Origin of the sequence: Ruegeria arenilitoris (genome assembly GCF_013032855.1) — a bacterium.
Taxonomy (GTDB): domain Bacteria; phylum Pseudomonadota; class Alphaproteobacteria; order Rhodobacterales; family Rhodobacteraceae; genus Ruegeria; species Ruegeria arenilitoris.
Genome location: NZ_WQDA01000003.1, coordinates 75230 through 98354, shown reverse-complemented (window position 1 = coordinate 98354; position 23125 = coordinate 75230). Strand labels below are relative to the sequence as shown.

At 56.4% G+C, this 23125-nt stretch carries 17 protein-coding genes; 7 read left to right on the top strand and 10 right to left on the bottom strand.

Annotation, left to right across the window (positions count from 1 at the left end):
• Window positions 1–14 precede the first annotated feature (14 nt).
• Entirely contained in the window at window positions 15–1049 is a 1035-nt protein-coding gene (locus GOW72_RS10660) for a zinc-binding dehydrogenase (RefSeq protein ID WP_170363776.1), read from the top strand.
• A gap of 222 nt (window positions 1050–1271) precedes the next feature.
• Here GOW72_RS10660 and GOW72_RS10655 read toward each other — a convergent pair whose 3' ends face one another.
• On the bottom strand, window positions 1272–2831 hold the full coding sequence (locus GOW72_RS10655; protein ID WP_170366846.1) for a fasciclin domain-containing protein: 1560 nt from the start codon (window positions 2829–2831) through the stop codon (window positions 1272–1274).
• Between the two features lie 213 nt (window positions 2832–3044).
• Here GOW72_RS10655 and GOW72_RS10650 point away from each other — a divergent pair, with 213 nt between their 5' ends.
• Both GOW72_RS10650 and GOW72_RS10645 read left to right on the top strand, forming a co-directional pair.
• The gene (locus GOW72_RS10650) at window positions 3045–4784 is read left to right on the top strand and encodes a type I secretion system permease/ATPase (protein ID WP_170366845.1); all 1740 of its coding nucleotides are present in this window, start codon (window positions 3045–3047) and stop codon (window positions 4782–4784) included.
• The gene (locus GOW72_RS10645) at window positions 4781–6106 is read left to right on the top strand and encodes an HlyD family type I secretion periplasmic adaptor subunit (protein ID WP_170366844.1); all 1326 of its coding nucleotides are present in this window, start codon (window positions 4781–4783) and stop codon (window positions 6104–6106) included. The genes GOW72_RS10650 and GOW72_RS10645 overlap by 4 nt, the downstream gene beginning before the upstream one ends.
• Before the next feature lie 192 nt (window positions 6107–6298).
• On the opposite strand, the gene GOW72_RS10640 is transcribed toward GOW72_RS10645, so the two are convergent.
• The 3 genes from GOW72_RS10640 to GOW72_RS10630 form a co-directional block, all read right to left on the bottom strand.
• Complete coding sequence (locus tag GOW72_RS10640) at window positions 6299–6736, bottom strand: alpha/beta fold hydrolase (protein ID WP_170366843.1); 438 nt, start codon at window positions 6734–6736, stop codon at window positions 6299–6301.
• A 325-nt stretch (window positions 6737–7061) separates the two neighbouring features.
• On the bottom strand, window positions 7062–8138 hold the full coding sequence (locus tag GOW72_RS10635; RefSeq protein WP_170366842.1) for a PLP-dependent cysteine synthase family protein: 1077 nt from the start codon (window positions 8136–8138) through the stop codon (window positions 7062–7064).
• Between the two features lie 113 nt (window positions 8139–8251).
• Window positions 8252–9784 (bottom strand): phospholipase D family protein, encoded by a 1533-nt coding sequence (locus GOW72_RS10630; protein ID WP_170366841.1) that lies wholly within the window; start codon window positions 9782–9784, stop codon window positions 8252–8254.
• Between the two features lie 981 nt (window positions 9785–10765).
• Here GOW72_RS10630 and rsgA point away from each other — a divergent pair.
• On the top strand, window positions 10766–11848 hold the full coding sequence (gene rsgA / locus GOW72_RS10625) for a ribosome small subunit-dependent GTPase A (protein ID WP_170366840.1): 1083 nt from the start codon (window positions 10766–10768) through the stop codon (window positions 11846–11848).
• Entirely contained in the window at window positions 11835–12620 is a 786-nt protein-coding gene (locus GOW72_RS10620) for a VOC family protein (protein ID WP_170366839.1), read from the top strand. The genes rsgA and GOW72_RS10620 overlap by 14 nt, the downstream gene beginning before the upstream one ends.
• 528 nt (window positions 12621–13148) lie before the next feature.
• On the opposite strand, the gene GOW72_RS10615 is transcribed toward GOW72_RS10620, so the two are convergent.
• The 6 genes from GOW72_RS10615 to GOW72_RS10590 all read right to left on the bottom strand — a co-directional run bounded on the left by GOW72_RS10615 (window position 13149) and on the right by GOW72_RS10590 (window position 21559).
• Window positions 13149–14837, bottom strand: coding sequence for an ABC transporter ATP-binding protein (locus tag GOW72_RS10615; protein ID WP_170366838.1), 1689 nt, complete (start codon window positions 14835–14837; stop codon window positions 13149–13151).
• Window positions 14834–15748, bottom strand: a complete 915-nt coding sequence (locus GOW72_RS10610) for an ABC transporter permease (RefSeq protein ID WP_170339892.1) — start codon at window positions 15746–15748, stop codon at window positions 14834–14836. The genes GOW72_RS10615 and GOW72_RS10610 overlap by 4 nt, the downstream gene beginning before the upstream one ends.
• The gene (locus GOW72_RS10605) at window positions 15745–16713 is read right to left on the bottom strand and encodes an ABC transporter permease (protein ID WP_170339894.1); all 969 of its coding nucleotides are present in this window, start codon (window positions 16711–16713) and stop codon (window positions 15745–15747) included. Before GOW72_RS10605 ends, GOW72_RS10610 begins: the two co-directional genes overlap by 4 nt.
• Entirely contained in the window at window positions 16714–18267 is a 1554-nt protein-coding gene (locus GOW72_RS10600) for an ABC transporter substrate-binding protein (RefSeq protein WP_170366837.1), read from the bottom strand.
• A 55-nt stretch (window positions 18268–18322) separates the two neighbouring features.
• Window positions 18323–19897, bottom strand: coding sequence for an ABC transporter substrate-binding protein (locus GOW72_RS10595; protein WP_170366836.1), 1575 nt, complete (start codon window positions 19895–19897; stop codon window positions 18323–18325).
• Between the two features lie 636 nt (window positions 19898–20533).
• Window positions 20534–21559 (bottom strand): helix-turn-helix domain-containing protein, encoded by a 1026-nt coding sequence (locus GOW72_RS10590; RefSeq protein ID WP_170366835.1) that lies wholly within the window; start codon window positions 21557–21559, stop codon window positions 20534–20536.
• 182 nt (window positions 21560–21741) lie between these two features.
• On the opposite strand from GOW72_RS10590, the gene GOW72_RS10585 reads away from it, so the two are divergent.
• A complete protein-coding gene (locus GOW72_RS10585; protein ID WP_170366834.1) occupies window positions 21742–22434 on the top strand; it encodes an amidohydrolase family protein in 693 nt (230 codons plus the stop codon).
• Window positions 22340–23101, top strand: coding sequence for an amidohydrolase family protein (locus GOW72_RS10580; RefSeq protein WP_170366833.1), 762 nt, complete (start codon window positions 22340–22342; stop codon window positions 23099–23101). Before GOW72_RS10585 ends, GOW72_RS10580 begins: the two co-directional genes overlap by 95 nt.
• Window positions 23102–23125: the final 24 nt, after the last annotated feature.

Sequence of the window (23125 nt, the reverse complement as noted above, 5' to 3'; positions counted from 1 at the left end):
TTTGGGAGCGCGAAGTGCGAGCTGCAGTCGTCAGAGAGTTCAACGAGGACCTTTCGATTGAAACGGTCCCGGACCCAACCTGCCCCGACAACGGAGTGGTCTTGGAGGTCGCCGCCTGCGGCGTGTGCCGCTCGGACTACCACGGCTGGTCCGGTGCCCACCCGAAAGTTCAAAACGGCTCCATCCTGGGGCACGAGTACTGTGGAACCGTTGTCGAGGCCGGGTCGAATGCGAAACACAAGGTGGGTGATCGCCTCATCGCCCCATTCATCCTGGGCTGCGGCAATTGCCATGCCTGTCAAACCGGAGTGTCGAATACCTGCGCCAACCAGATCGTTCCCGGATTTGGCGCACCGGGCGCCTATGCGGAATATGTTGCGGTGCCTTTTGACCATAACTTGGTTCACTTGCCAGACACACTCTCCCCTGCCCTCGCCGCCGGCCTTGGCTGCCGCGTCACCACCGCATGGCATGCTTTGACGGACCGAGCAGACGTTGCTGCGGGCGAATGGGTTGCTGTTCATGGAACCGGAGGAATTGGTCTGTCCGTCCTCTTGCTTGCGAAAATGCTAGGATGCCGGGTTGTCGTGGTGGATGTGGTCGATGAGAAACTCGAGCACGCAAAACTCCACGGCGCGGACGCGACGGTCAATGCATCCAAAGAGGATGCGGCGACCGCGATCCTGGAAATCACCGGTGGAGGAGCGCAAGTTTCCATCGAAGCTCTGGGCATCGAAACCACGACGAACGCTTCGCTGGAGTGCCTCGCGATCTTGGGCCGTCATGTGCAGATTGGGATGCCGTCGGGTGACGGTTGGATGCGCATGAACATGCGCGCGATATATTCCAAACAGCTCTCGGTTTTTGGCACCCGGGGCATGCCGTCCTGGAAGTACCCGCGTCTGCTTGGCCTGATCGAGCGGGGTGACGTAGACATACAGCCGATGGTGGCCCGAGAGGTCCGCCTTGAGGATGCCAGCGGTGAGCTTCGCGCGATGCGTGGCCCGACCTCGCCGGGCACCGCTGTAATCACGAGTTTTCGACCTTGATTGGGTGCCTGCGTCTTGCAGGATGCACGCAGGCCAAAAGGCTAAAAGTGTTGAAAATAAATAACTTAAGGCAAGTATCGGCGTTTACCCCGGCTATCGCCACACACGCCGAAAACACTGTTCCCGAAAAATGAAAACACTGTTCCCGAAAAATATTGTGAAGCCGTTTCAACAAGAAAAGCCCGCCCAAACAGTTTTGGTCAGTTCAGGCGGGCTAGCCTATCAGAGAATGAAATCACCTTCGTCTAGGCTGCTGGCGCGGACGCCGAACAACGAGATTTCCGTGTCTCCCAAATCGATCTTGGTCTTGAAGAAACGGCCGCTGATCGCATCCTCGACCTCCTCATAGTCTGTGAAGCCATAGGCGCTGAGGTCGATCTTGTCGCGACCTGCGCGAAAGCCGAACACAGTGTCATGTCCGCCGCCTTGTTCGAAGACGAAGCTGTCAGAGCCCGAGCCGCCGATGAGTTTGTCGTTTCCGGCACCGCCCGCGATCTCGTCATTTCCACGGCCGCCGAAGATGATGTCGTTTCCACCCTCGCCGTTCAGGGTGTCGTCACCCTTGCCGCCGAAAACCTTGTCCCGACCGTCACCGGCGAGAACCAGATCGTCACCACTTCCTGCGAAAACGATATCGTTGCCGCCCTTGGCATCGATCAGGTCATTGTCCCGACCTGTGCGGATGACTTCGCGCCCATCGTCTCCGATGACGAAATCGACTGCCCCTGAACCGTCAGATTGCAGTAGATCGGCGGGCAGCAGAACGCCGTTCAACACATGGATCACACCGTTAGACGCCTGAATGTCGGTCGCGATGAGGCTTGGATCCTGAACGTCCGGATCGGCATCGACTAGGGTAAGGGTCTCGGCATCCACACCAATCGTTCCGCCCTGGAGCGTTTCGATTTCCTCAGACGCAAGAACTTGGCTGGCCTGCAGGCTTTCACCGGAGACATGGTATGTCAGCACCGTCGTCAACAGTTCGATGGGATCGTTTCCGCCGTTGAGCAAACGCAGTGCGTCAACAAGGTATGCAAACGCTCCGCCCTCATCGCTGCCTTCGTATCCCAGCGAGTTCGAGAGCGCGATAAACGCGTCATCGGTCGGCGCAAAGGCGGTCAGGTCGGCATTCGGGTCATTAAGGGCGCCCGCCAGATCAGCCGCGATCAGGGCTTCTCGAAGAATGTCGAAATCACCCCCGTTTTCGTCAAAGCCGGATGCACCGCTTATCGCAAGAACGGTTTCGGTGATCGTCGGAGCGTCATTGCCTGGCAGATCGATCGGCAGCAGAACGCGATCAATCACGTGGACCACGCCATTGTCCGCCTGGATGTCTGTCTGCACCAGCGACGGGTTGATGAGGTCCGGCTCCAGATCGCCAAGTGTCGGCAATTCGGACGCATCGATCACTCCGCCCTGAAGTGAGGTCACCGAACCCGCCGACGCAATCTCGGACGAACCTTGGGTGCCTGCTGCAACATGATAGGTGACGATCGTCTCAAGCAGCGTTGCGGTTTCGACCGGATCTTCGTTCAGAGAGGTCAGAAATGCGGTTACGGCTGCGGTGTCAGTAACGTCGCCCGCAAAACCCAGATCAGCTGCGAGCTGCCCGAATGCCGCGTTTGTCGGGGCAAAAACCGTGTAGGTCGCAGAAGGGTCACCAGCCGTTCCACTGAGGACACCGAGGTAGTCAGTCCCCTTCTGGTCATCGATAAAACCTATTGCTGCGACAAGAATGCTAAAGCTTGGATTTCCTGCGGCAATTCCTGCAATTGTCGTCATAATTTCCTCCACCTGAGATTTGCAAGCCAATGATTGGCTTACCGCTGGTACGGAGCGCACAGGCCGTTCGGATCAAATATTTATGAATCACGATATGTTCCTCGCGACACCGCGTGGATCGTTCCCGCGCCCGCTGAGGCCAAAATCAAAAAACAAATCCGACCGGGTCTGATCAGCGTATCGGTCATCAGTTGAGAACAAAGGTGACGGCCAATGGGAAAACCCAAATTCGTAGTCGAAACGGGGCGTCAGGAACTTCGCGAAGTGCGCCGGGAAAGCTGGCGGCTGTACGTTTTTGTCGGTGTTCTCAGTTGCTTCACCAACCTTCTTATGCTGACCGGGCCATTGTATATGCTGCAGGTATACGACCGAGTACTGGGCAGCCGATCGGTGGAAACGCTGGTCGCTCTCTCGGTGCTTGTTGCGTTCTTGTACGGCATTCTGGGCCTGCTTGAATATGCTCGGGGGAGGATTTTCGGACGCGTCGCGGCCCGATTCCAGGCGCGGCTTGACCGTCGGGTATTCGAGGCGGTGCAGCGCAAAGCCTCGGTCGCTCCGGACGATCAAACGGAAACCGGCCTGCGCGATCTTGAGGCTGTTCAGCGGCTTTTGTCTTCTCCGGTTCCAATGGCCTTTTTCGATGTATTTTGGACGCCCGTTTTCCTTTTGGGCATCTGGATATTCCACCCTTGGCTTGGTGCTGTCGCTGCGCTGGGTGGCTTGGTCATCTTGGCACTGACCGGCTTGAACCGAGTCTTTTCGGCACGCCCCATGTCGAATGCCAGCCGTGCTGTCGCCTCGTCCGAAGCGATGTCCAACCAGTTGCGGAACGAAGCCGAAATCGTTGAGGCGATGGGTATGCGCGATGCGACCTACACGCGGTGGAAGACGTTGCGCGACCGGGCGCTGAAGGAGCAGATCCGCTCGGCAGATGTAAGCGGCAGCTTTGCCAACGCAACAAAGACCTTCCGGTTGTTTCTGCAGTCAGCCATCCTTGGTGTTGGTGCATTTCTTGTGCTTCAGGGGGAACTGACTGCAGGCGCAATGATTGCAAGCTCAATCCTGCTGGGCCGGGCGCTGGCACCGATGGAGCAGCTTGTGGCGCAATGGCAGTTGGTTCAGACCGCAAAAAGGGGCTGGGATAGTGTGGCCGAACTGCTCGGCACCGTACCGCCCGAACGTGTGAATACGCGACTGCCGAAACCCAAGGCCAAGTTGGTTGTTCAAAACCTGACCGTATTTCCGCCGAACTCACGGCAAGCCGCTCTGAAATCCGTTTCGTTCAACGTGAACCCCGGCGAAGCGGTTGGCTTGATTGGGTCGTCCGGCGCGGGGAAGTCCACACTCGCCAGATCCTTGACTGGCGTATGGCGTCCGCACAGCGGCACGATCCGGCTGGATGGCGCCGCGCTGGATCAATACGGCTCGACCGAACTTGGCAGCCTCATCGGCTATCTTGCGCAGCGGTTTCAGCTGTTTGACGGCACGATTGCCGAAAACATCGCCCGAATGGCGCCCGAGCCGGACGATGCCGCCGTCGTGGCAGCCGCAAAGAAAGCAGATGCGCATGAGATGATACTGCGGCTCGCTGATGGCTATGACACCAACGTGTCGGCGAACGGAGGGCAGCTGTCCGGTGGTCAGATGCAACGTATCGGCCTTGCCCGCGCCATGTACGGCGACCCCGTTCTGCTCGTGCTGGACGAACCCAATTCAAACCTCGACGTCGAAGGCAGTGCCGCGGTCAATCGCGCAATTGAAGAGTTCAAGGCAAACGGAAAATCCGTGTTGATCGTGGCCCACCGGCCGGCCGCAATTCAGGAATGCGACAAGCTGATAATGCTTGATAACGGCACCGTCCGGGACTTCGGCGCCAAGAAAGACGTTCTTCGGAAACTCGTTATCAACCACGAACAAATCGCAAAAACTGCCAGACAGGGAGGCCTGAAATGAAACCGGAACGGTCCGACGTAAACTCGTCTGTTTCCTGGTCAGCGCGCGGACCAGTGCTCGTGGGTCTCGTGGGCCTGATGCTGTTGCTTGGGGGCTTTGGATATTGGTCCTTCACGACCAATATTGCCGGGGCAATCGTTGCCAGCGGTCGAATTGAAGTTGATCAAAATCAACAGGTTGTGGAACACCCCGATGGCGGCGTGGTCGCCGAGATACTTGTCGACGAAGGGTCCTTGGTCGAGGCCGGTGATGTTCTGATCAAGCTGGCGTCCAATGACCTTGCCACCAAATTGGCGATCGCCGAAAAAGAGCTTTACGAACTCATGGCCCGCCGTGGCCGGCTTGAGGCGGAAAGAGACGGAACCGAAGAAATCCGATTTGATCCCATTCTTCAGCATGCTGCATCTTTGGACATCGACATCGCGGACTTGGTCTATGGGCAGGAACGATTGTTTGTGGCGCGCAAGGAATCCATCGCGCAGGAGATTGATCAGCAACTCAAAAGAGTTGGTCAGATCGACAGTCAGATTGTCGGGATTGATGCTCAAAAACTGGCGCTTGCCACCCAGCTGGACCTGATACGAAAGGAACTGACGGATCAGGAATCCTTGTTTGAACGCGGATTGGCCCCCGCATCCCGCGTTCTGTCATTGCAACGGGAAGAAGCACGCTTGAGCGGCACGATGGGTGATCTGACTGCCCGTATCGCGGAATCCGAGGGGCGAAAGACCGAAATCGAGATTCAAATCCTCAAGTTGCAAAGCAAACGCCGCGAAAATGCCATTACCCGCCTCAGGGACCTGCGGTATCGGGAACTGGAATTACGCGAGGAAACGACGAATATCGCAGAGCGTATCGCCAACCTTGAAATCACGGCGCCGGTCTCTGGGGTCGTACATGGATTGAACATCTTCAGCCTTGGCGCGGTTGTGAAACCGGCTGAACCGGTATTGTACCTCGTTCCGCAGGATCGTCCGCTGATCATAAGTGCCCGCGTCGACCCCATTCACGTTGACCAGATGTTCGTCGGACAAGATGTCGTTTTGCGCTTTTCGGCCATGGATCAGCGCAAGACGCCCGAATTGACAGGACGGGTCACCCTGGTTTCTGCGGATGCGTTCGAGGAAGCTTCGACAAACCAGACCTACTACACGGCCGAGATTGCACTGAATGCCGGAGAGCAGAAAAAACTGCCCGCGGAAACACCTCTGGTCCCTGGAATGCCGGTCGAAACCTTCATACGGACGCAGGACAGAACACCGATTGCCTACCTTATCAAACCGTTCAGCGACTACTTTGCGAAAGCATTTCGTGAGACTTGAGTGTGGGCCCCGTGTCGCCGTCAAATCGAGCCACGAGCGGGTCACTAAGGTTATCTGGCCCTGCGCGGAAAACCCGTGCTCTGCGACTGGCACGAAGATAAACCCGCTTGGCTCTTGAATAAACGCCAATGAAACTTCAACAGCCCGAACTCGGCTGTTTCCTGCAGAGCGCCCTGCCGCCTGCAGTGCCCATCACTCAAGAAAGTCGGAGACCAGACGCTGGAAGAGTTCAGTTTTCTCGGCATGAACCGCATGGGCGCAACCCGGCACGACCGCAAGCGAGGTCTTGGGGATTTCTTGCCAAAGCATATGCGTCTGGCTCCACGGATAAGTCCGATCCCGATCGCCCCAAAGCACAAGTGTTTCCTGCCGGATTTGGCTGAGGTTCTGCTCTCCGGACCAGGAGTGCATCGCGTCCAGGCCGGCGTTTATTGCAGCCAGTTTGCTTTGCGCGGCGACGGCGGCGCAGTGCTCAAACCCTTGTGCGTCTTCACGATCCAAAAAACCAAGTTGCAGCGATCCGAAGGGCGGCTGTGGCAGGCGATTTCCTGAGACAACATGACGCCCATCGAGCGCCCCAAAAGGTGATGCCACGCCAGCCTGAGATCGCGGAGGTGCTGGATCCCCCAATCCGCCTTGCACAAGGGCACCCAAAAGCCTTTCAGTTGACGGTGCAAATTCTGTACTTCCCTCGAAGAAGCAAATCTATTGTCAACGATAGGCTTTGTCGATCGACGCTTCAGGTCAGCATTCCACCGCACAGACGCGGCTTTGACACAGGAAACTCGGCGGCCATCGGTTGAAGTCCGCTCAACTTCTGAATCGCAACTCAACCGGATCGTTTGACCGTCTGGCCATGCATTGCGGCAACCACGCTGTCCGCAGACTTTCATACGGCATCAACGCTACAGATCGAACGTTCTAATACCCGGATAAATTAGCAACGAGACCTGGCTCACTCAGACGGCATTTGCGCCGTTGGTGTCGACATGGAAATCGCTCGTTCCTCATCCGTCATATCTTCGGCAATCCCATCAAAGAGCGGTGTCGAAAGATACCGTTCGCCTGTGTCGGGCAGCATCACCAGCATCACCGATCCGTCCGGGGCGCTTTTGGCCACGTCCATTGCGATGGCAAATGTGGACCCCCCTGAAATTCCGGTGAAGATCCCCTCCTCTGCGGCCAGACGCCTGGACCAGGCGATACCGTCCGCTCCGGCGACGGGAAGCAGTTCATCATAATAGGCATTGTCCAGAGCTTCCTGAAGCACGTACGGGATGAAGTCGGGCGTCCAACCCTGAATGGGATGCGGTTCAAAGGCCGGATGGCTCTCAGTGGGCTGATGGGCCTCGTTGCGGGTGTTCACGTAGCCAGACCCGACAATCGCAGCGTTTGCAGGCTCGGTCAGAATGATCTTGGTGTCAGGGCGATCACGCTTGAGCACGCGCGACACGCCCGAAACGGTGCCGCCTGTTCCATAACCGGTGATCCAGTAATCCAGCCGCTCTCCTTCGAAATCGCTTAGTATTTCCCTCGCCGTCGTGGCCTCGTGGATGTCGGCGTTGGCGCTTGTCTCGAATTGGCTGGCGAGAAACCAGCCATTTGCCTCGGCCAACTCCTTGGCCTTGGAGTACATCCCAAAACCCTTGAGCGCACGAGGCGTCAGCACAACCTTGGCCCCAAGAAACCGCATCAACCGGCGGCGTTCCACCGAGAAGCTGTCAGCCATAGTGACCACAAGCGGATAACCCTTTGCGGCACATACCATCGCAAGACCTATCCCGGTATTTCCCGAGGTAGCCTCGACGACCGTTTGCCCGGGTTTCAGCCGACCTTCCCTTTCGCCCGCTTCGATGATGTTCAGCGCAAGGCGGTCCTTGACCGAGCCCGCGGGGTTGAAGGCTTCAAACTTGACGTAGACCGTCACGTTGGCCGGCGCGATTTTGTTGATGCGAATGCACGGCGTGTTGCCGACCGTGTCCAGGACGCTGTCATATAAACGGCCGCGCCCGGATGTGGTTCGAATTTCCATGTGCCCCTCCTGCTTATCCACTTTTCTTCAAATGCGAAGAAGACTGCCACAAGCGCGATGCAATTGATAGAACGTCAACAGCACAGTAGAGGAACGGACCTTCTCCCACGCTACTAAAGCTGAGAGCCGATTGGCAAAATACTGAAAAATCCAGCTACGATATGATCCCAAGCCGAACCCGTTGGCTCTGAGTCATATTCAAGAATTTCTCCGTTCTTGCCCCGTGTTCTCCATTTGAGTTGGCCAGCACTCTCCAGCGTCACATGATACGTATATGCTGGAAGCGCATCGTCCAAAGCTCCCATGGTTTGTGCGGTCAGCGCAGGAGAGTCGATGAGAATGCCCATTTCCGTGTTGATGTTGACTGAACGCGGGTCCCAATTGAACGAACCGACAAACAGATATCGGTCATCGACAGCGAACGCTTTGGAATGAAGACCTGACCGAGATTGAGCCCAGTTTATTCCACGACGTTGGACCTGATAAGCGTCAGGCCGCAATTCATAAAGCTCGACCCCACCGCGCAGCAACGCCCGGCGTTTCTTGGCGTAGTGCGCATAGACTGGTGCTACGTCGTTTGAAGCAAGCGAGTTGGTTACGACTTTGACTTCGACACCTCGGTTTTCCAGTTCGGTCATCCACTTCACGCCGTTGTTGCGTGGCACGAAGTAGGCCGAAACGATATTGACCTCCCTGTCAGCACCTTCGAAATACGGCAGCAGTTGCGACGCAAGAATTGGATCTGAGTTATCAAGCCCTGCGGCTTTGGAGGGCGGATCGGCGTAGAGTTTTGCGGGCACCCAATCCAAAGAAAGCGTGCCGTCTGCAAAATTCTCCCTTGCAGATTTTCTGAGAGCTTCGCCGTACTGGGTCTGCTTTGCCGCCTCCACAAGCTCATTCAGTCTGCTTCGCGCTTGGCCAAGCGAAAATTCTTCAGGTTGCCCGACGACCACGCGGGCCGGAACCGCGAACTCACTGTTCCAATATTCGTCAAAGCTGTGTGAAACTTCATTTACGACAGGACCGGCTGCCAGAACATCCAGATCCGCATAGTTCATTTCCTCCCGTGCCAGGAAGTACTCGGCGCCGATATTCCGGCCACCGACAATTGTGAACACGTTGTCTGCGGTCATCGACTTATTGTGCATTCTGCGATTGATCCGCTTGAAATCCGTGAGCCCGGCAATGATCAGGCTTTGGTCGCGCCAGAAAGGATTGAACAGACGGATTTCAATATTCTCGTGGTAGTCCAATGCGGCTGTCATCGCGTCGTATCCGGATGTGTCCATGTCATCCAAAAGCAAGCGAACACGTACGCCTCGATCCGCCGCCTGCAAAAGGCTGGCCGCAAAGAGGTGACCTGTCGGGTCGTTATGCAAAAGGTAGTATTGAGCGTCGATCGATTGTTCAGCCGCTGCAGCGAGTAGAAGCCGTGACACCAAGGCTTGTTCGCCGTCGCTGATCAATTTGACACCGGACCGGCCGTCTTTGGGGTCCCCAAGCCGGGTCGCCGTCTGCCCAAGTGTGCTGTTTGTCCTTGCCGAGAATGAAACCGAATTGGTTTTCTCATATGTACGAACTTTTGGGGCACAAGCGACAAGAGCGAATGTGCAGAACGCACAAAACATGATTGTCCAAGGCTTCATCGACTTCCTCCGCTCGTCACCCATAGGTGACTACGCCAAGAGGCAAGATTGCAAGTATGTTCCGAGAAAGGTCAGGAGGTTTCCTGAAGTAGTGTCGTTTCAGAGGAATTGCGGTTCGAAGCCAGTCAGCCCGTCATGAGTATTAGATTGATCGACTGATGAAGCATCCTGTCCACAATCGAAAGGCAATCTGTTCGCCGATGAATCGTTTCTTCGGCATCGCTACACTCCCCTGTTGCCAGAAATGCACCCAAAATTTCGCACTCGGTTCGGACCAGTTTCAGGGGTCAAGACCACCCTCTCGGCGCGCCCGGAAAAAGATGCACGATTCCAGGGGTGCTTTTCATCAACGGGATCGCAGTGTCGCGAAAAAAGCGGCAAAACTCGTCTTCTTTACCTGACCGCGTTGTCACCTGAAAAATTCGCATGATCATACATCCGTCCTCCCAAAGGTGCGGTTTCTGAATGTATGTGGGCCTCGCACGATCCAGCTTAGCGTACTCGATACCGAGTGTCAGTTTAGGGCTCGGAGCAGTCGCTTATAGTCCAATTCGACAGGCGCATTGCGGACGAAGCCGCCTAATATTCAGCTTGTTGGGGTGTGTGATAACGGCCCAAGGAGGACCTTGGGGAAATTTTGACCCGGTGCCGTCAACTGCTGTTTCTAGCACAAAAGGCTGCTACGCGGGTAAAGCTCACACACTCTTCTTCGTGTTGAACGGTTGCTACAGAGAAGTGACGAAGTGCGCCAAATCACCGGTCAACTGTTGTGTTCTGCCCGCGGTCTTCCTATGTGCACTTCATCGGAAATGGAGATTTTATGTCCCGGTAAGGAGGGGAGGCAGCGCGCCTCCCGGAGCATATTCAAAATCTGAAGCACCGCCGTCGCTTTGTTGCCGACGGAGTGTTTTGATGTGCGCACTCTTTCTACCATCAGCGCCCAAATCTGACCTGGGCCAGAGACATGAAAGTGAACACCCTATGACAAGGGATTATTCCGACTTCCTTCCGCTTCGCGCAAGCGACGCCGGATCGCACGCCAATCCCAGCCCTCTTCAGGCATTGGGATGGCAACCGTTTTTCGCCCAACAGATCAGCGTAGAGGACTTGTCGGCGACACCTCCCGTTCGCGTTGTCGAAGTGCATCGCAATGGGCTGCATGTCGTCGGTGACGGCATAGATACGGTACTTCCGCCGGGAGCCGACGCAACTGTCGGAGACTGGCTGATGCTGGACTCCACACGTCCGCGCTCCAGTCGGGTTCTTGAGCGCACAAGCCTCATAAAGCGGCGTGCGCCCGGAACCGACCGGCAGGAACAACTGATCGCGGCGAACATTGATACGGCCTTTATCGTCACGTCTTGCAATCAGGACTTCAAGGTGGCCCGGCTGGAACGCTATGCAGCTCTGGCTTTGGAGGCACGGATGACACCCGTCATCGTCATCACAAAGACCGACCTCGTGACAGACCCGCAGAACTATATCGACGCTGCCCGCGCGGTATCGGACATGATCGACGTGGTCGCCCTTGACGCCCGCGGAGACGCGCCCCGGACAAAACTGCTTCCCTGGTGCAAACCCGGCAAGACGGTGGCGTTTCTCGGCTCATCTGGTGTTGGTAAATCAACGTTGGCCAATGCGCTGCTCGAGAGTCAGTCCATTGAAACCCAAACCATTCGTGAGGACGACGCAAAGGGGCGGCATACGACAACGCGGCGCGAGCTTCATGCTATGCCCAATGGCTGTTTGGTCTTGGACAGTCCGGGCATGCGGGAACTGCAGCTCACCGATGCAGCGGAAGGTATCAATGATCTTTTCGCCGACATTCAGGAGTTGGCCGCGCAGTGTCGATTCAAGAACTGTCAGCACGATTCTGAGCCGGAATGCGCTGTTCTGAAGGCTATCGATGAGGGTGTTCTTGATAGCGATCGGCTTCGCAGATGGCGCAAGCTCATGGCCGAAGATGCGTTTAACTCGGCGAGTCTTGCGGAACGCAGGTCGCGCGACAAGGCGTTCGGGAAGATGGTCCACGGAGTCAAAAAACTCAAAGATGTCAGGAAGTAAAGCGATGACACAGTCGAAAGCCGGTCAAATCGTATGGCATGACCTATTCACACCAGACAGGGCGCGTTCAATGGCATTCTACCAGCACGTCGCCAACTGGTCTTATGAAGTCGAGCGGGCATCGGATTTTGCATGGGGTGGCGGCGAGCAGGATTTCGTCCTCGCCCTCTCCGGTGACGAAGCGGGCGCGGGATTGATCGAGACGCCGCCGGAACAAGCGAATGGCTGGGTCGCCTACATCGAGGTCCCCGACGTGGACCTGGCGGCCAAGCGCGTCGACACGCTCGGAGGCCAAGTTGTTCGGGAGCCATTCGAGGTGCCGGGCGTCGGGCGCAACGCACTCGTTCGCGATCCGCTCGGCGCGTTGGTGGGGATTTCGCTGTCTCGGCACAGTTTCCCCGTGCCGAGACGGCAGTTTGGCCCTGAAGTGTATATCGGCAACGGTGATGACTTTCCGCAAGCGTTCTACATCGAACTCTTCGGATGGCAGGTGTCTCCCGACCGGGACCAGGATTGCGCCACTCTCCTCGGGCCTCGGGGCCGTCTTGTTGCAATCCAGCATGCCGCGACTTGGGCAACCGCCTCAAACGCATCTTGGGTCCCGAGCCTAAAAGTTGCTTCAGTCCCTGACGCCTTCCGTGCCGCTGAAACCAAAGGGGCGCATCCGGCCTCCTTGAACTTAAGCGAATCCGTTCAAGCTCAAATCCCCATCCTGTGTGATCCGGACGGAGTGCCGTTTGCGTTCGGCGGCAAGCAGGCAAACCCTTTCTAGCCACCTGCAGATTCTATTCAGGAACTGCAGAGCGGATATTTTCCGCTCTGCAAGGTCCGGAACTCAGCGCTTATGCGCGCTAGTGGACAGTGTATTGGTTGGAATCCAGCCGCAGACTTGTTTCTGAGGTCAGTTCTCCGATGCTTTGGTCCGGCATAGGGGGTGTGTGCCGTAGCCGCTCGGTTTGAAACCAATGACCGACACCTAGTCCCCTACAAGTCTCGCGTACTGCCGTGTCGAGATGTTTGGTGAGGCGCGGAAAGCTGTCTTTCAAGGGGTATCCTGAATTCTGAAGTCGCAAACCGTATTGCTGCCGTCGGCTGTGACCTCGACGCAGACCTCATTGATCGAGATTGCATTTCATCTAGCTTCGTCCAGGTCCGAAATTGGGTCGACAACGAATACTAGACGCCTTGCGATGGAGCCAATTCAAGTCGGTGTTTGAATTCAAACTACCGTTGATTGCTTGCGCGCGTACCTCTCAAACAACTTCTTCTGGAAAACCGACGCAAGACCAAACCGTTAAGGTTATGCCAATTGCTTTAGCCGTGGCATCAAATCCAATAGTTCCCGTGTATACGGATGCTCGGGAGCTTCGAACAACGCGTCCGTCTCCTGAACCTCAAGCAGCTTCCCATGCCGCATCACGCCCACCCGGTCACACATCTGACGTACGACAGGAAGATCATGGCTGATAAAGAGCATAGTCAGGCCCAGATGCTCCTGCAGGTCTTTGAGAATGTTCAGGATTTGCGCCTGAATGGATACGTCCAGGGCGCTGGTCGGCTCATCGCAGATCAGAAAACGGGGCTGAGTTGCGAGGGCGCGAGCAATACAAATGCGCTGACGCTGCCCACCGGAAAACTCGTGTGGATACTTGCGCCACGCGTCCTTGGCCAGGCCAACCCAGTCAAGCAGTTCGCGCACGCGCGGTTCAATTGCGGGCTTGGGCAGGATTTTGTGATGATGGATGGGCTCGGCAACGAGGTCCCCGACCCTCATGCGGGGATTTAGGCTGGAGAACGGGTCTTGAAAGATCATCTGGATCTGGCGGCGGTAGGTTTGCAGGGCCTCTGCCTCCATCACTGTGACGTCTTCGCCATCAAAGATCACCCGACCACCGTCCACAGGATAGAGTGTTCCAATCATCCGGGCGACTGTAGACTTGCCAGAGCCACTTTCGCCGACAAGGCCAAAAACCTCACCGTCGCGAATGTCGAAACTCACCTGATCGACGGCAGTGAAGTACTTGCGTTGCGAGGGCAGCAGCCCGCCCTTTTGGAGGAACGTTTTAGTAATGCTTTCGATTTCCAGCAGTTTGCCGGATTTCGACAGATCGGTCTTGTCCCAATGGGCCGCCAGATCGTCGATCTTGAAGGTTCTTTCCCGCTCGCCATAATTGACCACTGGGAAACGCTCGACTTTGGTGTGCGGGCGCGGCACGGCGGCAATCAAAGATTTGGTATACTCATGTTTCGGTGCGCCGAGGATTTGATCGGTCGTTCCGCTTTCAACCACATGACCGGAATACATCACAGTCACCGAGTCCGTGGTGTCGGCGATAACGCCCATGTCGTGGGTAACGAGGATCACGCCGACCTGACGCTCTTTCGCCAGTTCCTTGATCAGATCCAGCACCTGCGCTTGGACAGACACATCCAAGGCCGTTGTGGGTTCGTCCGCGATCAGAACGCTGGGCTCGGTACAGAGTGCAAGCGCGATTACCACCCGCTGACGCATCCCTCCGGAGAACTGGTGCGGATACTGGTTGAATCTGTCTGCCGGGTCGGGGATGGACACGCGATCCAGCAGAGAAATGGCGCGCTTTTTGGCCTCGGAAGCGGACAGGCCGAGGTGAAGCTGGATCGTCTCGACCAATTGCTCGCCCACTGTGAACAACGGGTTCAGCGAGGTTAGCGGGTCCTGAAAGATCATCCCGATCTCTTTGCCCCGGATTCGGCGTTTGTCCTCGGCGTCCAGTTCGTCAATCCGGCGACCGTTCAGCCAGACCTCACCTTCGGAGACATGGGCCGGGGGGTCCAGAAGGCCGATCACGGCGTTGCCGGTCATGGACTTGCCAGCACCGCTTTCGCCGACAACGCCCCGGATCTCGCCAGGATGCAGGTCGTAGGTCACATGCTCGACCGGCTTGAAGATGCCGTGGCGTGTGGGGATTTCCACAGTCAGGTTGCGGATCGAAAGAACGGGATCGGTCATTTCAGCCTCGGGTTCAGAACGTCACGCAGCCAGTCGCCCAGCAGGTTCACACTCAGCGCCAGTGCCAGCAGGGTGCAGGCCGGGAAGAACAGGATCCACCACTCGCCCGAGAACAGGAATCCCTGCCCAATGCGGATCAGCGTCCCCAGCGAGGGCTGGGTCGGTGGCGCGCCAACGCCAAGGAAACTGAGCGTCGCCTCGGCAATGATCGCCAGCGCCAATGAGATAGTCGCGATCACCAGCACCGGTGACAGTACATTGGGCAGGATATGGCGCAGCATGATGGTCAGCGGGCTTTGCCCGATGATGCGCGCGGCGGCGACGTAATCTTTGTTCTTCTCAACCAACGTTGCGCCCCGGACGACACGAGCGAACTGCACCCAATCGGACAGTCCAATGGCCAGGATCAGCACCCAGATCGCCATCTGGTCCCGATACTCCACCGGGGTAATGCCTTTGGCGATCCCAAAGATCAGCATGGCCAGAAGGATCGATGGGAAAGTCAGCTGCACATCCGCCGTGCGCATGATGATGGTTTCGGTCCAACCGCCGAAATACCCTGATAACAGGCCCAGAATGATCCCCAGAACCATCGCGAACAGAACGGCCGCCACCCCAACGAATAGCGAGATCCGCATTCCGTAGAGGATGGTCGAGAACACATCACGCCCCTGATCGTCTGTGCCCATCAGGAAGGTTTCGCCTGTAAAGGCATTGGGTTCCATCGGCGGGGTGAAGCCGTTCATCAGGTTCAGGCTGGCCGGATCAAACGGGTTTGTCGGCGCAATCAGTGGTGCGAGGATCGTGGCCAGGATCAGGATCAATGCCACTGTCGCCGACACCATGGCGACAGGCGAGCGGCGGAAGGCGTAGAACTGGTCGCTGTCCAGAATGCGTTTCACACGGCTCATGCGCTGACCCTCAGGCGCGGGTCGATGAAGGCGTAAAGGATATCGACCGCAAGGTTGATGGTGACAAAGATGACCGAGATCATCATCAGGTATGCTGCCATGACAGGGATATCCACGAATTGGATTGCATTGATGAACAGAAGGCCCAGGCCCGGCCACTGAAACACCGTCTCGGTGATGATGGCAAAGGCGATGATGGCCCCCAGTTGCAGGCCGATAATCGTGATGACGGGGACCATGGTATTCTTCAGCGCATGGCGGAAATTGATGGTCCGGTCACTCAGCCCACGGGCGCGGGCAAAGCGGATATAGTCTTGCCGGAGTACTTCCAACATCTCGGAGCGCACCAGCCGCATGATGAGGGTCATCTGGTATAGACCCAGTGTAATCGCGGGCAGGATCAGCGCCTTGAGTCCACTGCTTGTCAGCAAGCCTGTGTTCCACCAGCCCAGATCTACGACTTCTCCGCGTCCAAAACTGGGCAGCCAGCCAAGTTCAACTGAGAAGATGTAAATCAACAGAATCCCGATCAGGAACGTCGGCAGGGACACCCCGATCAGAGAGGCTGACATGATGAAATTCGCTGCAAACCCGTCTCGGCGGATTGCGGTGAACACACCCAGCGCGATGCCCAAGACTATGGCAAATACGGCTGAGACAAGCGCCAGTTCCAACGTTGCCGGCGCGCGTTCGGCCAGGATTTCCGCGACCGGACGCCCTTGACGGAAGCTGACGCCAAAATTGCCCTGTACCGCTTCCTGCAGAAACTTCACATATTGCACCGGAAACGGCTGATCGAGCCCCAACTGCGCGCGCAGACGTTCCACATCTTCCATGGTCCGCTCTTGCCCCAGCATGTTGTCGATCGGATCTCCGACAAAGCGGAACATGGAAAAGGCGACCAGGCCCACGACGAACAGAACTAGCGCCGACTGAGCCACACGCCTGATAATGTATGACAGCATTTAGTTGACCGTTACCCAGCGCAGAAGGAAGAAGTTGTCGGGCCGTTGTGTCAGCTCGATATTGCTGCGCGCGCCCCAGACCAGCGGTTGAACGTAAAGCGGTACATAGGCCACCTCATCGTGCAGGATACCTGCCACCTCGTCCAGCATTGCCTGACGTTTGGGTTCGTCAATCTCGGACTGGATCAGCGGCAGCAATTCATCCACGCGAGAGCTCGAATAGCCGCCAAAGTTCCACGAACCCAACTTCTTTTCCTCATTCGGGGTCGAAGCGAGAAAACGCACGGGATGCTCGGCATCAAACGTACCGGGTGACCAACCCAACAGATACATATCAAAACTGTCGGCCCGCAGTTCAGGCCAGTAGTTCTGAACCGGCATCGCATCGAGCGTCACGTTCAGCCCGGCCTGAGACAGCATGGCGGTGATCGCCTGGCAAACAGCTTCGTCGTTCAGGTAGCGATTGTTGGGGCACTTAAAGCTGATCTCAGCCCCCTCAGCGCCAGCCTCAGCCAGCAAAGCTTTGGCACTCTCGGGATCGTAGCCATAGGGATCCGCATTCGCAGCCGAATAGCCACGCATCGCAGGACTGACCAACTGGCTCGCCACCTCAGCATTGCCACGCATGATGGTTTGCAGGATAGCGGGAACGTTTACTGCCTTTGCTACCGCCTCGCGGACGCGCACATCTCGGAACAGGTCCGAGCCACCCTGCCCGGCTTCACTCGCGCCTTCCTGCTGATCAAAGCCCAACATGATCACGCGCGCTTCGACGCCCTGAATGACCTTCACATCCGGATTGCCTTGCAACCGAGCCACATCCTGAATTGGGACCGGGTTGATGAAGTCGACATCTCCGGACAACAAAGCCGCCAGAGCGGTTGCCGGGTTTTGGATTGGCACCAATTCAGCGCGGGTCAGGTTGTGTTCTGCTTTGTCCCACCAGCCGTCGAACGGTTCCAGAACAGTGCGCAGGCCCGGCTCTCGCGCGGTGACTCGGAAAGCGCCGGTGCCATTGGCGTTCAGGGTCGCATAGTTGCCCGATTCTTTGTCAGGCAGTGCTGCGTCGTTTGCCTCGGCCCAGCCGCTATCCATGATCATCCAGTTGGCAATGCTGTCCGGGAAAATCGGGTTCGGCGCAGTGGTCATGACATCGACGGTGTAGTCGTCAACCTTTACCACCTCGCTGACGGGCGCGAACCAGCTGCGGGTGTCCGAATTTTCGTCAGACGCCCGCTGGTACGAGAAGATCACGTCATCCGCATTGAATTCGGAACCATCATGAAACGTTACGCCCTCGCGCAGTTTGAACCGCCATCCAGCTCCGTCCCCGATGGTTTCCCAACTCGTGGCCAGCGCCGGTTCAATGGTCATGTCCTTGCCCCTGCGCACAAGCCCTTCGTAGACGTTGTTCAAGAAACCTAGAACCGGGGCAGAGTTGACAGCATGAGGATCCATTGTTTGCGGGTCCGTTGTAACGGCAAACGTGAACTCTTCGCCTGCGACGGGCAAGGCAAGCGCGCAGAATAGCGCGGCAGTGGTCAGACGTTTCATGATAGCTCCCACTCTTTGGTGGCGGGCCTCGCATCCCGAGGCCCGGCCACGTTTCTTACTTCAGGCCAAAATGCTTGACCATAGGCTGATCTTCGGGATCAACGTTGATGTCCAGGTTTTCAGCCATACCCCAGTTCAACACTTGATGGTGGATCGGAATATACAGCTGTTCATCCTGCACCACCCGCCAGATCTCGGCGATAGCCTGATCTCGCGCGACGAGATCCGTGTTCGAGGCCAGCGACTCGATCTTGGCATCCAACTCATCATTGTCATACCCGGTGCCGTTCCACGTCCCAATGTCGCTTTCACGGCCATGGACCAGGAAGTTGAAGATGTATTCCGAGTCATACGTCGGAACGCCCCAGCCCAGCATGTAGAAATCGGTCTTTCCGTCCGTGATCAGCGGGAAGTGCTGCGCCTTCGGTTTGGCATCCAGATTCACTGTTATGCCAATCTGACCCAACATCCCGACAGCCGCCTGACAGATACCTTCATCGTTGATGTAACGGTCGTTGGGACAATCCAGCCGGATCGAGAAACCGTCCGGATAACCCGCTTCGGCCAAAAGCGCCTTTGCACCTTCAACATCCGTGCTGCTTTCACTGTCCATCTTGGCAGTCCAGCCGTTCACGAACGGCGGGGCGATCATCCCGGCAGGTTGCGACTGACCGCGCATGACCACCTGTTGGATGGCATCTCGATTGATCGCTTTGGACATGGCCCGACGAACGCGGACGTCGGCAAGTGGGTTCTTGCCATCGACGTTATCCGCCTCGATGTCGTCCGCGCCCTGGTTCATTCCAAAGAAGATCACCCGGTTTTGCGGCGCTTGTTTGACGACCAAACCGTCGACGGCATTCACCCGGTCCAGGTCCTGCACCGGCATATCCTGAAGGAAGTTCACCTCGCCCGACAGCATCGCCGCAACGCGGGTAGCGTCATTCTGGATCGGGGTATATATGATTTCGCTGATCGCCATCGGGAACTGATCACGCCCCCAATAATTTTCGTTCCGCTCCATCACCGTTTTGACGTCCGGTTCGCGGCTGACCAGTTTGTAGGGGCCGGTTCCATTCACATTGACGGTCGCAAAGGTGATCTCACCGCCTTCAAAGTCCTGAACGTTGACCGCGTTATTCGCCTCGGTCCAGCCCTTGTCCATGATGAACAGGTCGGTGAGGTTCGCAGGCAGAATGGGGTTCGGACCGTCCGTCTCGATCTCGATCGTGTGGTCGTCGACAGCGCGCACCTCGACAATCGAATTGATCAGTTCTTTCATGTCCGAGTTCGGCTGCTTCGCACGGTTGATGCTGAACACCACGTCTTCTGCAGTGAAATCGGCGCCGTCGTGGAATTTCACGCCCTGACGCAGATTGAACACCCAGACATTCGGATCACTCTCGCTGGGGGCCCAATCGGTCGCCAGCGCAGGCTCGAAAGCACCGCTCGTATCCCGAATGATCAGAGGTTCATACATCTGGTGGCGCACGGTATGCGTCGGCCCTTCGTTCTGCGAATGCGGGTCAAGCGTCAGCGCATCCCCCGAGCGCGCCCAACGCAGAGTTTCGGCACTGGCCAAAGACGTCGTCGTCATCAAAAGCGTCAGTACGAGTATTGGATTTTTCATTATTTTCTCCCATGTTGCAGTCGTTTGACCGCATTGAATTCACGATGCTGTGTCGTAAATTTCTGTTAACGTTATGGTTGCGGATAGCATACCAACTGCGAATGCATGTCAATCGTTCAACTCGGTTTTGATTTGCTAAACACAAGCGACACGGGACTTCAGGGGGACAGCCACTCTCCCCAAAAACACCGCATCAAGTGTCTATTACTCAGACGGGAGGAACACAAACCGCAATCATCAAGCTTCATGGTCCGACAAGTAGATCCAGATAGCGCTGACGGGAACTGCGCTGCTCACAATCTGGATAATTGTCCGCTTCATAAAGCGATTGCCACGCTGTTTTGATCTGTTGCCAGAATTGCAATCCTCCCGAGGTGCTTTCGCTCATTCGCAATGCGGAGAAAGTTACCGTAGGCTCATTGCTTTCTGATGACTGGTCTCAGCCCAAACCGGACGTTCAGCCCAGAACTTTGCAATTCTAGCTTTTTGCAGAACCGGACATGCGTGAATGGTGTTGCAGGCGCTCGACCAGTTTTTCACAACGTGCGCGCAATTTGGGATTTATACGGCTAGTGTTCTCATCCTATGCTCGAAGAAACGACGGCGAGCTGCATGCGACCGCACTGGCGCCGGTTTTCAGCCCAGTTCTTTTACCGTTTTCTTAAAACCCGACGGCGACATTCCAGACCATTTACGGAAGGCCCTCGAAAACGCAGTGGGGTCTGCGTAACCAAGCCGCAGTGCGGTCTCACCAACGGACTTTCCCACCGGACCCAGCAGCTTCTTTGCTTCTTCCGGTTTGACAGCAGATATGACCTGAGATGCTGATTGCCCATAAGAGGCCAGCCGGTTGTTCAATGTCTCCCGGTGGAAACCGCATAGGCGCGCCAGTTCGTCAACACCAAATCCCGGCTCGCCAAGATGAATCCGGATGAGGCCCTGAAGCCCGGCTAAGAAATCTTGAGGCGCATGCTGGTCGAGGAAATCGCTTGTCAGGTCTGACGGGTTTTCCAATGTTTCCGAGAGCAACCGATGGCTCAGCCAGGGTGAAGGAAACCGGATCGAAAAGCCCTGAGGGCTACACTTAATGGCTTGAACACCATGAAAGTGCTTTGGCAACACGTCAGGTTCGCTTACCCGTAAAATGATCTGGCTCGGGTCCCACCTGAAATCGAGAACCCGATGCAGCAATGATACCCAGATGCTCGCCAGAAATGCGTCGGTCTGTCCGGGCGAAACCGAAATGCTGAAATTCCGCTTAGCACTGAAATAAGCGTGCTCCCCTTCCACAAGCAGCGACTGCGTGACCGCGTTGGATTCTTTCGAGACGGCTTGAGTGTAGCGCGTAAAGAAGTCGCCCAACGTCAACGCCTCGGCCAACATGTCACCGAGAGGCAGAAACCGAACAAGGTCAATTGATTGACCAACTTGCGCGCAGAAGTCTGGTGATGTTGCATCAGCAGCGGCTTGATGGATTTTATAAATCGTCCCGTGTGGCAGGAAGTTTTGGCGATCCATCACCTGAGCTTCGCTCACGCCCAGAGGGTCCAGAACAACAGCCGGTTCAACACCGGCACGACGCAAAGCAGCTACGACAGGTGCAGCAACCGATGCCCGAACCAGCGGCAAGCCCTTCTTTGTGTTTTGCTCAAATACGCCCATGTCGCCCTCAAATATCATGAAGGTAACGACAGAAAGACAGAAAACACACAAAAAGGCGCCAAAAGCATGCAGAATGCCAAATCAATTTGGCGCAGCCCGCCATACTGTCAGGCAAAATCCGGCAATCACTCTAAAATCATATTCAGAAACATACATCTTTGATTCGTATTTGGAGGGCCTCAATGACACCGAAATTCAAACACCTGGTGGCCACGACAGCCTTTTCTGCAAGCCTGGCAATCGCGGGCCAAGGTTTTGCGCAGGATGAGAGCTTTCCAATCCTATTTACCAACGTGCACGTATTTAACGGTGTCGATGAACAGCGAATTGAGAACGCAAACGTTCTGGTCGTGGACAATCTGATCGCGGAAGTATCGTCGGAACCGCTGGCCGTTGCCAATGCCCAGATCATTGACGGTGGAGGTCGAACGCTGATGCCGGGCTTGATCGATGCGCACGTACATATGGCAATCACCGAGCCCGTCGCGGACCTGAGGGACAATTTTGACTGGATGTATTGGGGCGCGGTTTCCACAATTGAAGCCGAGAAAATGCTACTGCGTGGTTTTACAACCGTTCGGGATGCGGGTGGCCCGGCAATTGGTCTGCAAAAAGCTATTGATCGTGGAAAGGCCGTAGGGCCAAGGATTTACGCATCAGGGCCGGTCATCTCGCAGACTTCCGGACATGGCGAGCATCGGGTCTATACCGAACCCCACCCGAACTTCATGGGCGCAGCCGTCTTTCTTCAACCAGCATGTCGAGTTCTTGGCCGATGGTGTGCCCGAAGTACTGCGGGCAACGCGCGAAGCGCTGCGTATGGGCGCTGTGCAGATCAAGGTAATGGCAGGCGGTGGTGTGTCATCTTCGGTTGATCCGTTGCACACCGTTCAAGGATTACCGGAAGAGTTGGAGGCTTCGGTTCGCGCGGCGGCTGATTGGGGAACCTATGTCATGGTCCACGCGTATAACGACGACTCGATCCTGCGGTCGCTGGAAGCGGGCGTCATCAGCATAGAACATGGACAACTGATGACTGAAGTGTCAGCGCAGGCCATCAAGGATTCTGGCGCCTGGATCGTCCCGTTTTATTCTCTGCTTGGGCTTGATGAGGAAGTTGTCAAGAAGGCGCTTGGCCCTGCGGCAGCTCCCAAATTCCTTGATGTTCAGGCAGGTGCGCGCAACCAGATGAAACTGTTGAAAGAGTATGAGATCGAGAACGTTGCGTTCTCGACCGATATCATCGGCGATCCCGTCGCGCTGACCAAGCAAAACGATGAGTTCAAATACCGGCTGGAGGCATGGACTTCACACGAAATCCTGCAACAAGCCACGTCAAAGTCCGCCGCACTTCTGGCGCTTTCAGGAAAACTCAACCCCTACACAGCAGGCCCGCTGGGTGTGATCGAACAGGGCGCATACGCCGACCTGCTGCTTGTTGAAGGAAACCCGGTCGAAGATGCCGAGATCCTGGTCGACTACACCAACAACATCGACCTGATCATGAAAGACGGCGTGATCTACAAAAATACACTCGATTGAGTGTCGCGCGGGGTGAATTTACCT

What these genes read in the sequence shown, in the direction of transcription:
- GOW72_RS10655 (WP_170366846.1), bottom strand. Translation starts at nt 2,831, where the DNA reads ATGACGACAATTGCAGGAATTGCCGCAGGAAATCCAAGCTTTAGCATT.
- GOW72_RS10605 (WP_170339894.1), bottom strand. Translation starts at nt 16,713, where the DNA reads ATGCTGTCATACATTATCAGGCGTGTGGCTCAGTCGGCGCTAGTTCTG.
- GOW72_RS10645 (WP_170366844.1), top strand. Translation starts at nt 4,781, where the DNA reads ATGAAACCGGAACGGTCCGACGTAAACTCGTCTGTTTCCTGGTCAGCG.
- GOW72_RS10590 (WP_170366835.1), bottom strand. Translation starts at nt 21,559, where the DNA reads ATGGGCGTATTTGAGCAAAACACAAAGAAGGGCTTGCCGCTGGTTCGG.
- GOW72_RS10615 (WP_170366838.1), bottom strand. Translation starts at nt 14,837, where the DNA reads ATGACCGATCCCGTTCTTTCGATCCGCAACCTGACTGTGGAAATCCCC.
- GOW72_RS10600 (WP_170366837.1), bottom strand. Translation starts at nt 18,267, where the DNA reads ATGAAACGTCTGACCACTGCCGCGCTATTCTGCGCGCTTGCCTTGCCC.
- GOW72_RS10585 (WP_170366834.1), top strand. Translation starts at nt 21,742, where the DNA reads ATGACACCGAAATTCAAACACCTGGTGGCCACGACAGCCTTTTCTGCA.
- GOW72_RS10620 (WP_170366839.1), top strand. Translation starts at nt 11,835, where the DNA reads ATGTCAGGAAGTAAAGCGATGACACAGTCGAAAGCCGGTCAAATCGTA.
- rsgA (WP_170366840.1), top strand. Translation starts at nt 10,766, where the DNA reads ATGACAAGGGATTATTCCGACTTCCTTCCGCTTCGCGCAAGCGACGCC.
- GOW72_RS10595 (WP_170366836.1), bottom strand. Translation starts at nt 19,897, where the DNA reads ATGAAAAATCCAATACTCGTACTGACGCTTTTGATGACGACGACGTCT.
- GOW72_RS10630 (WP_170366841.1), bottom strand. Translation starts at nt 9,784, where the DNA reads ATGAAGCCTTGGACAATCATGTTTTGTGCGTTCTGCACATTCGCTCTT.
- GOW72_RS10650 (WP_170366845.1), top strand. Translation starts at nt 3,045, where the DNA reads ATGGGAAAACCCAAATTCGTAGTCGAAACGGGGCGTCAGGAACTTCGC.
- GOW72_RS10635 (WP_170366842.1), bottom strand. Translation starts at nt 8,138, where the DNA reads ATGGAAATTCGAACCACATCCGGGCGCGGCCGTTTATATGACAGCGTC.
- GOW72_RS10610 (WP_170339892.1), bottom strand. Translation starts at nt 15,748, where the DNA reads ATGAGCCGTGTGAAACGCATTCTGGACAGCGACCAGTTCTACGCCTTC.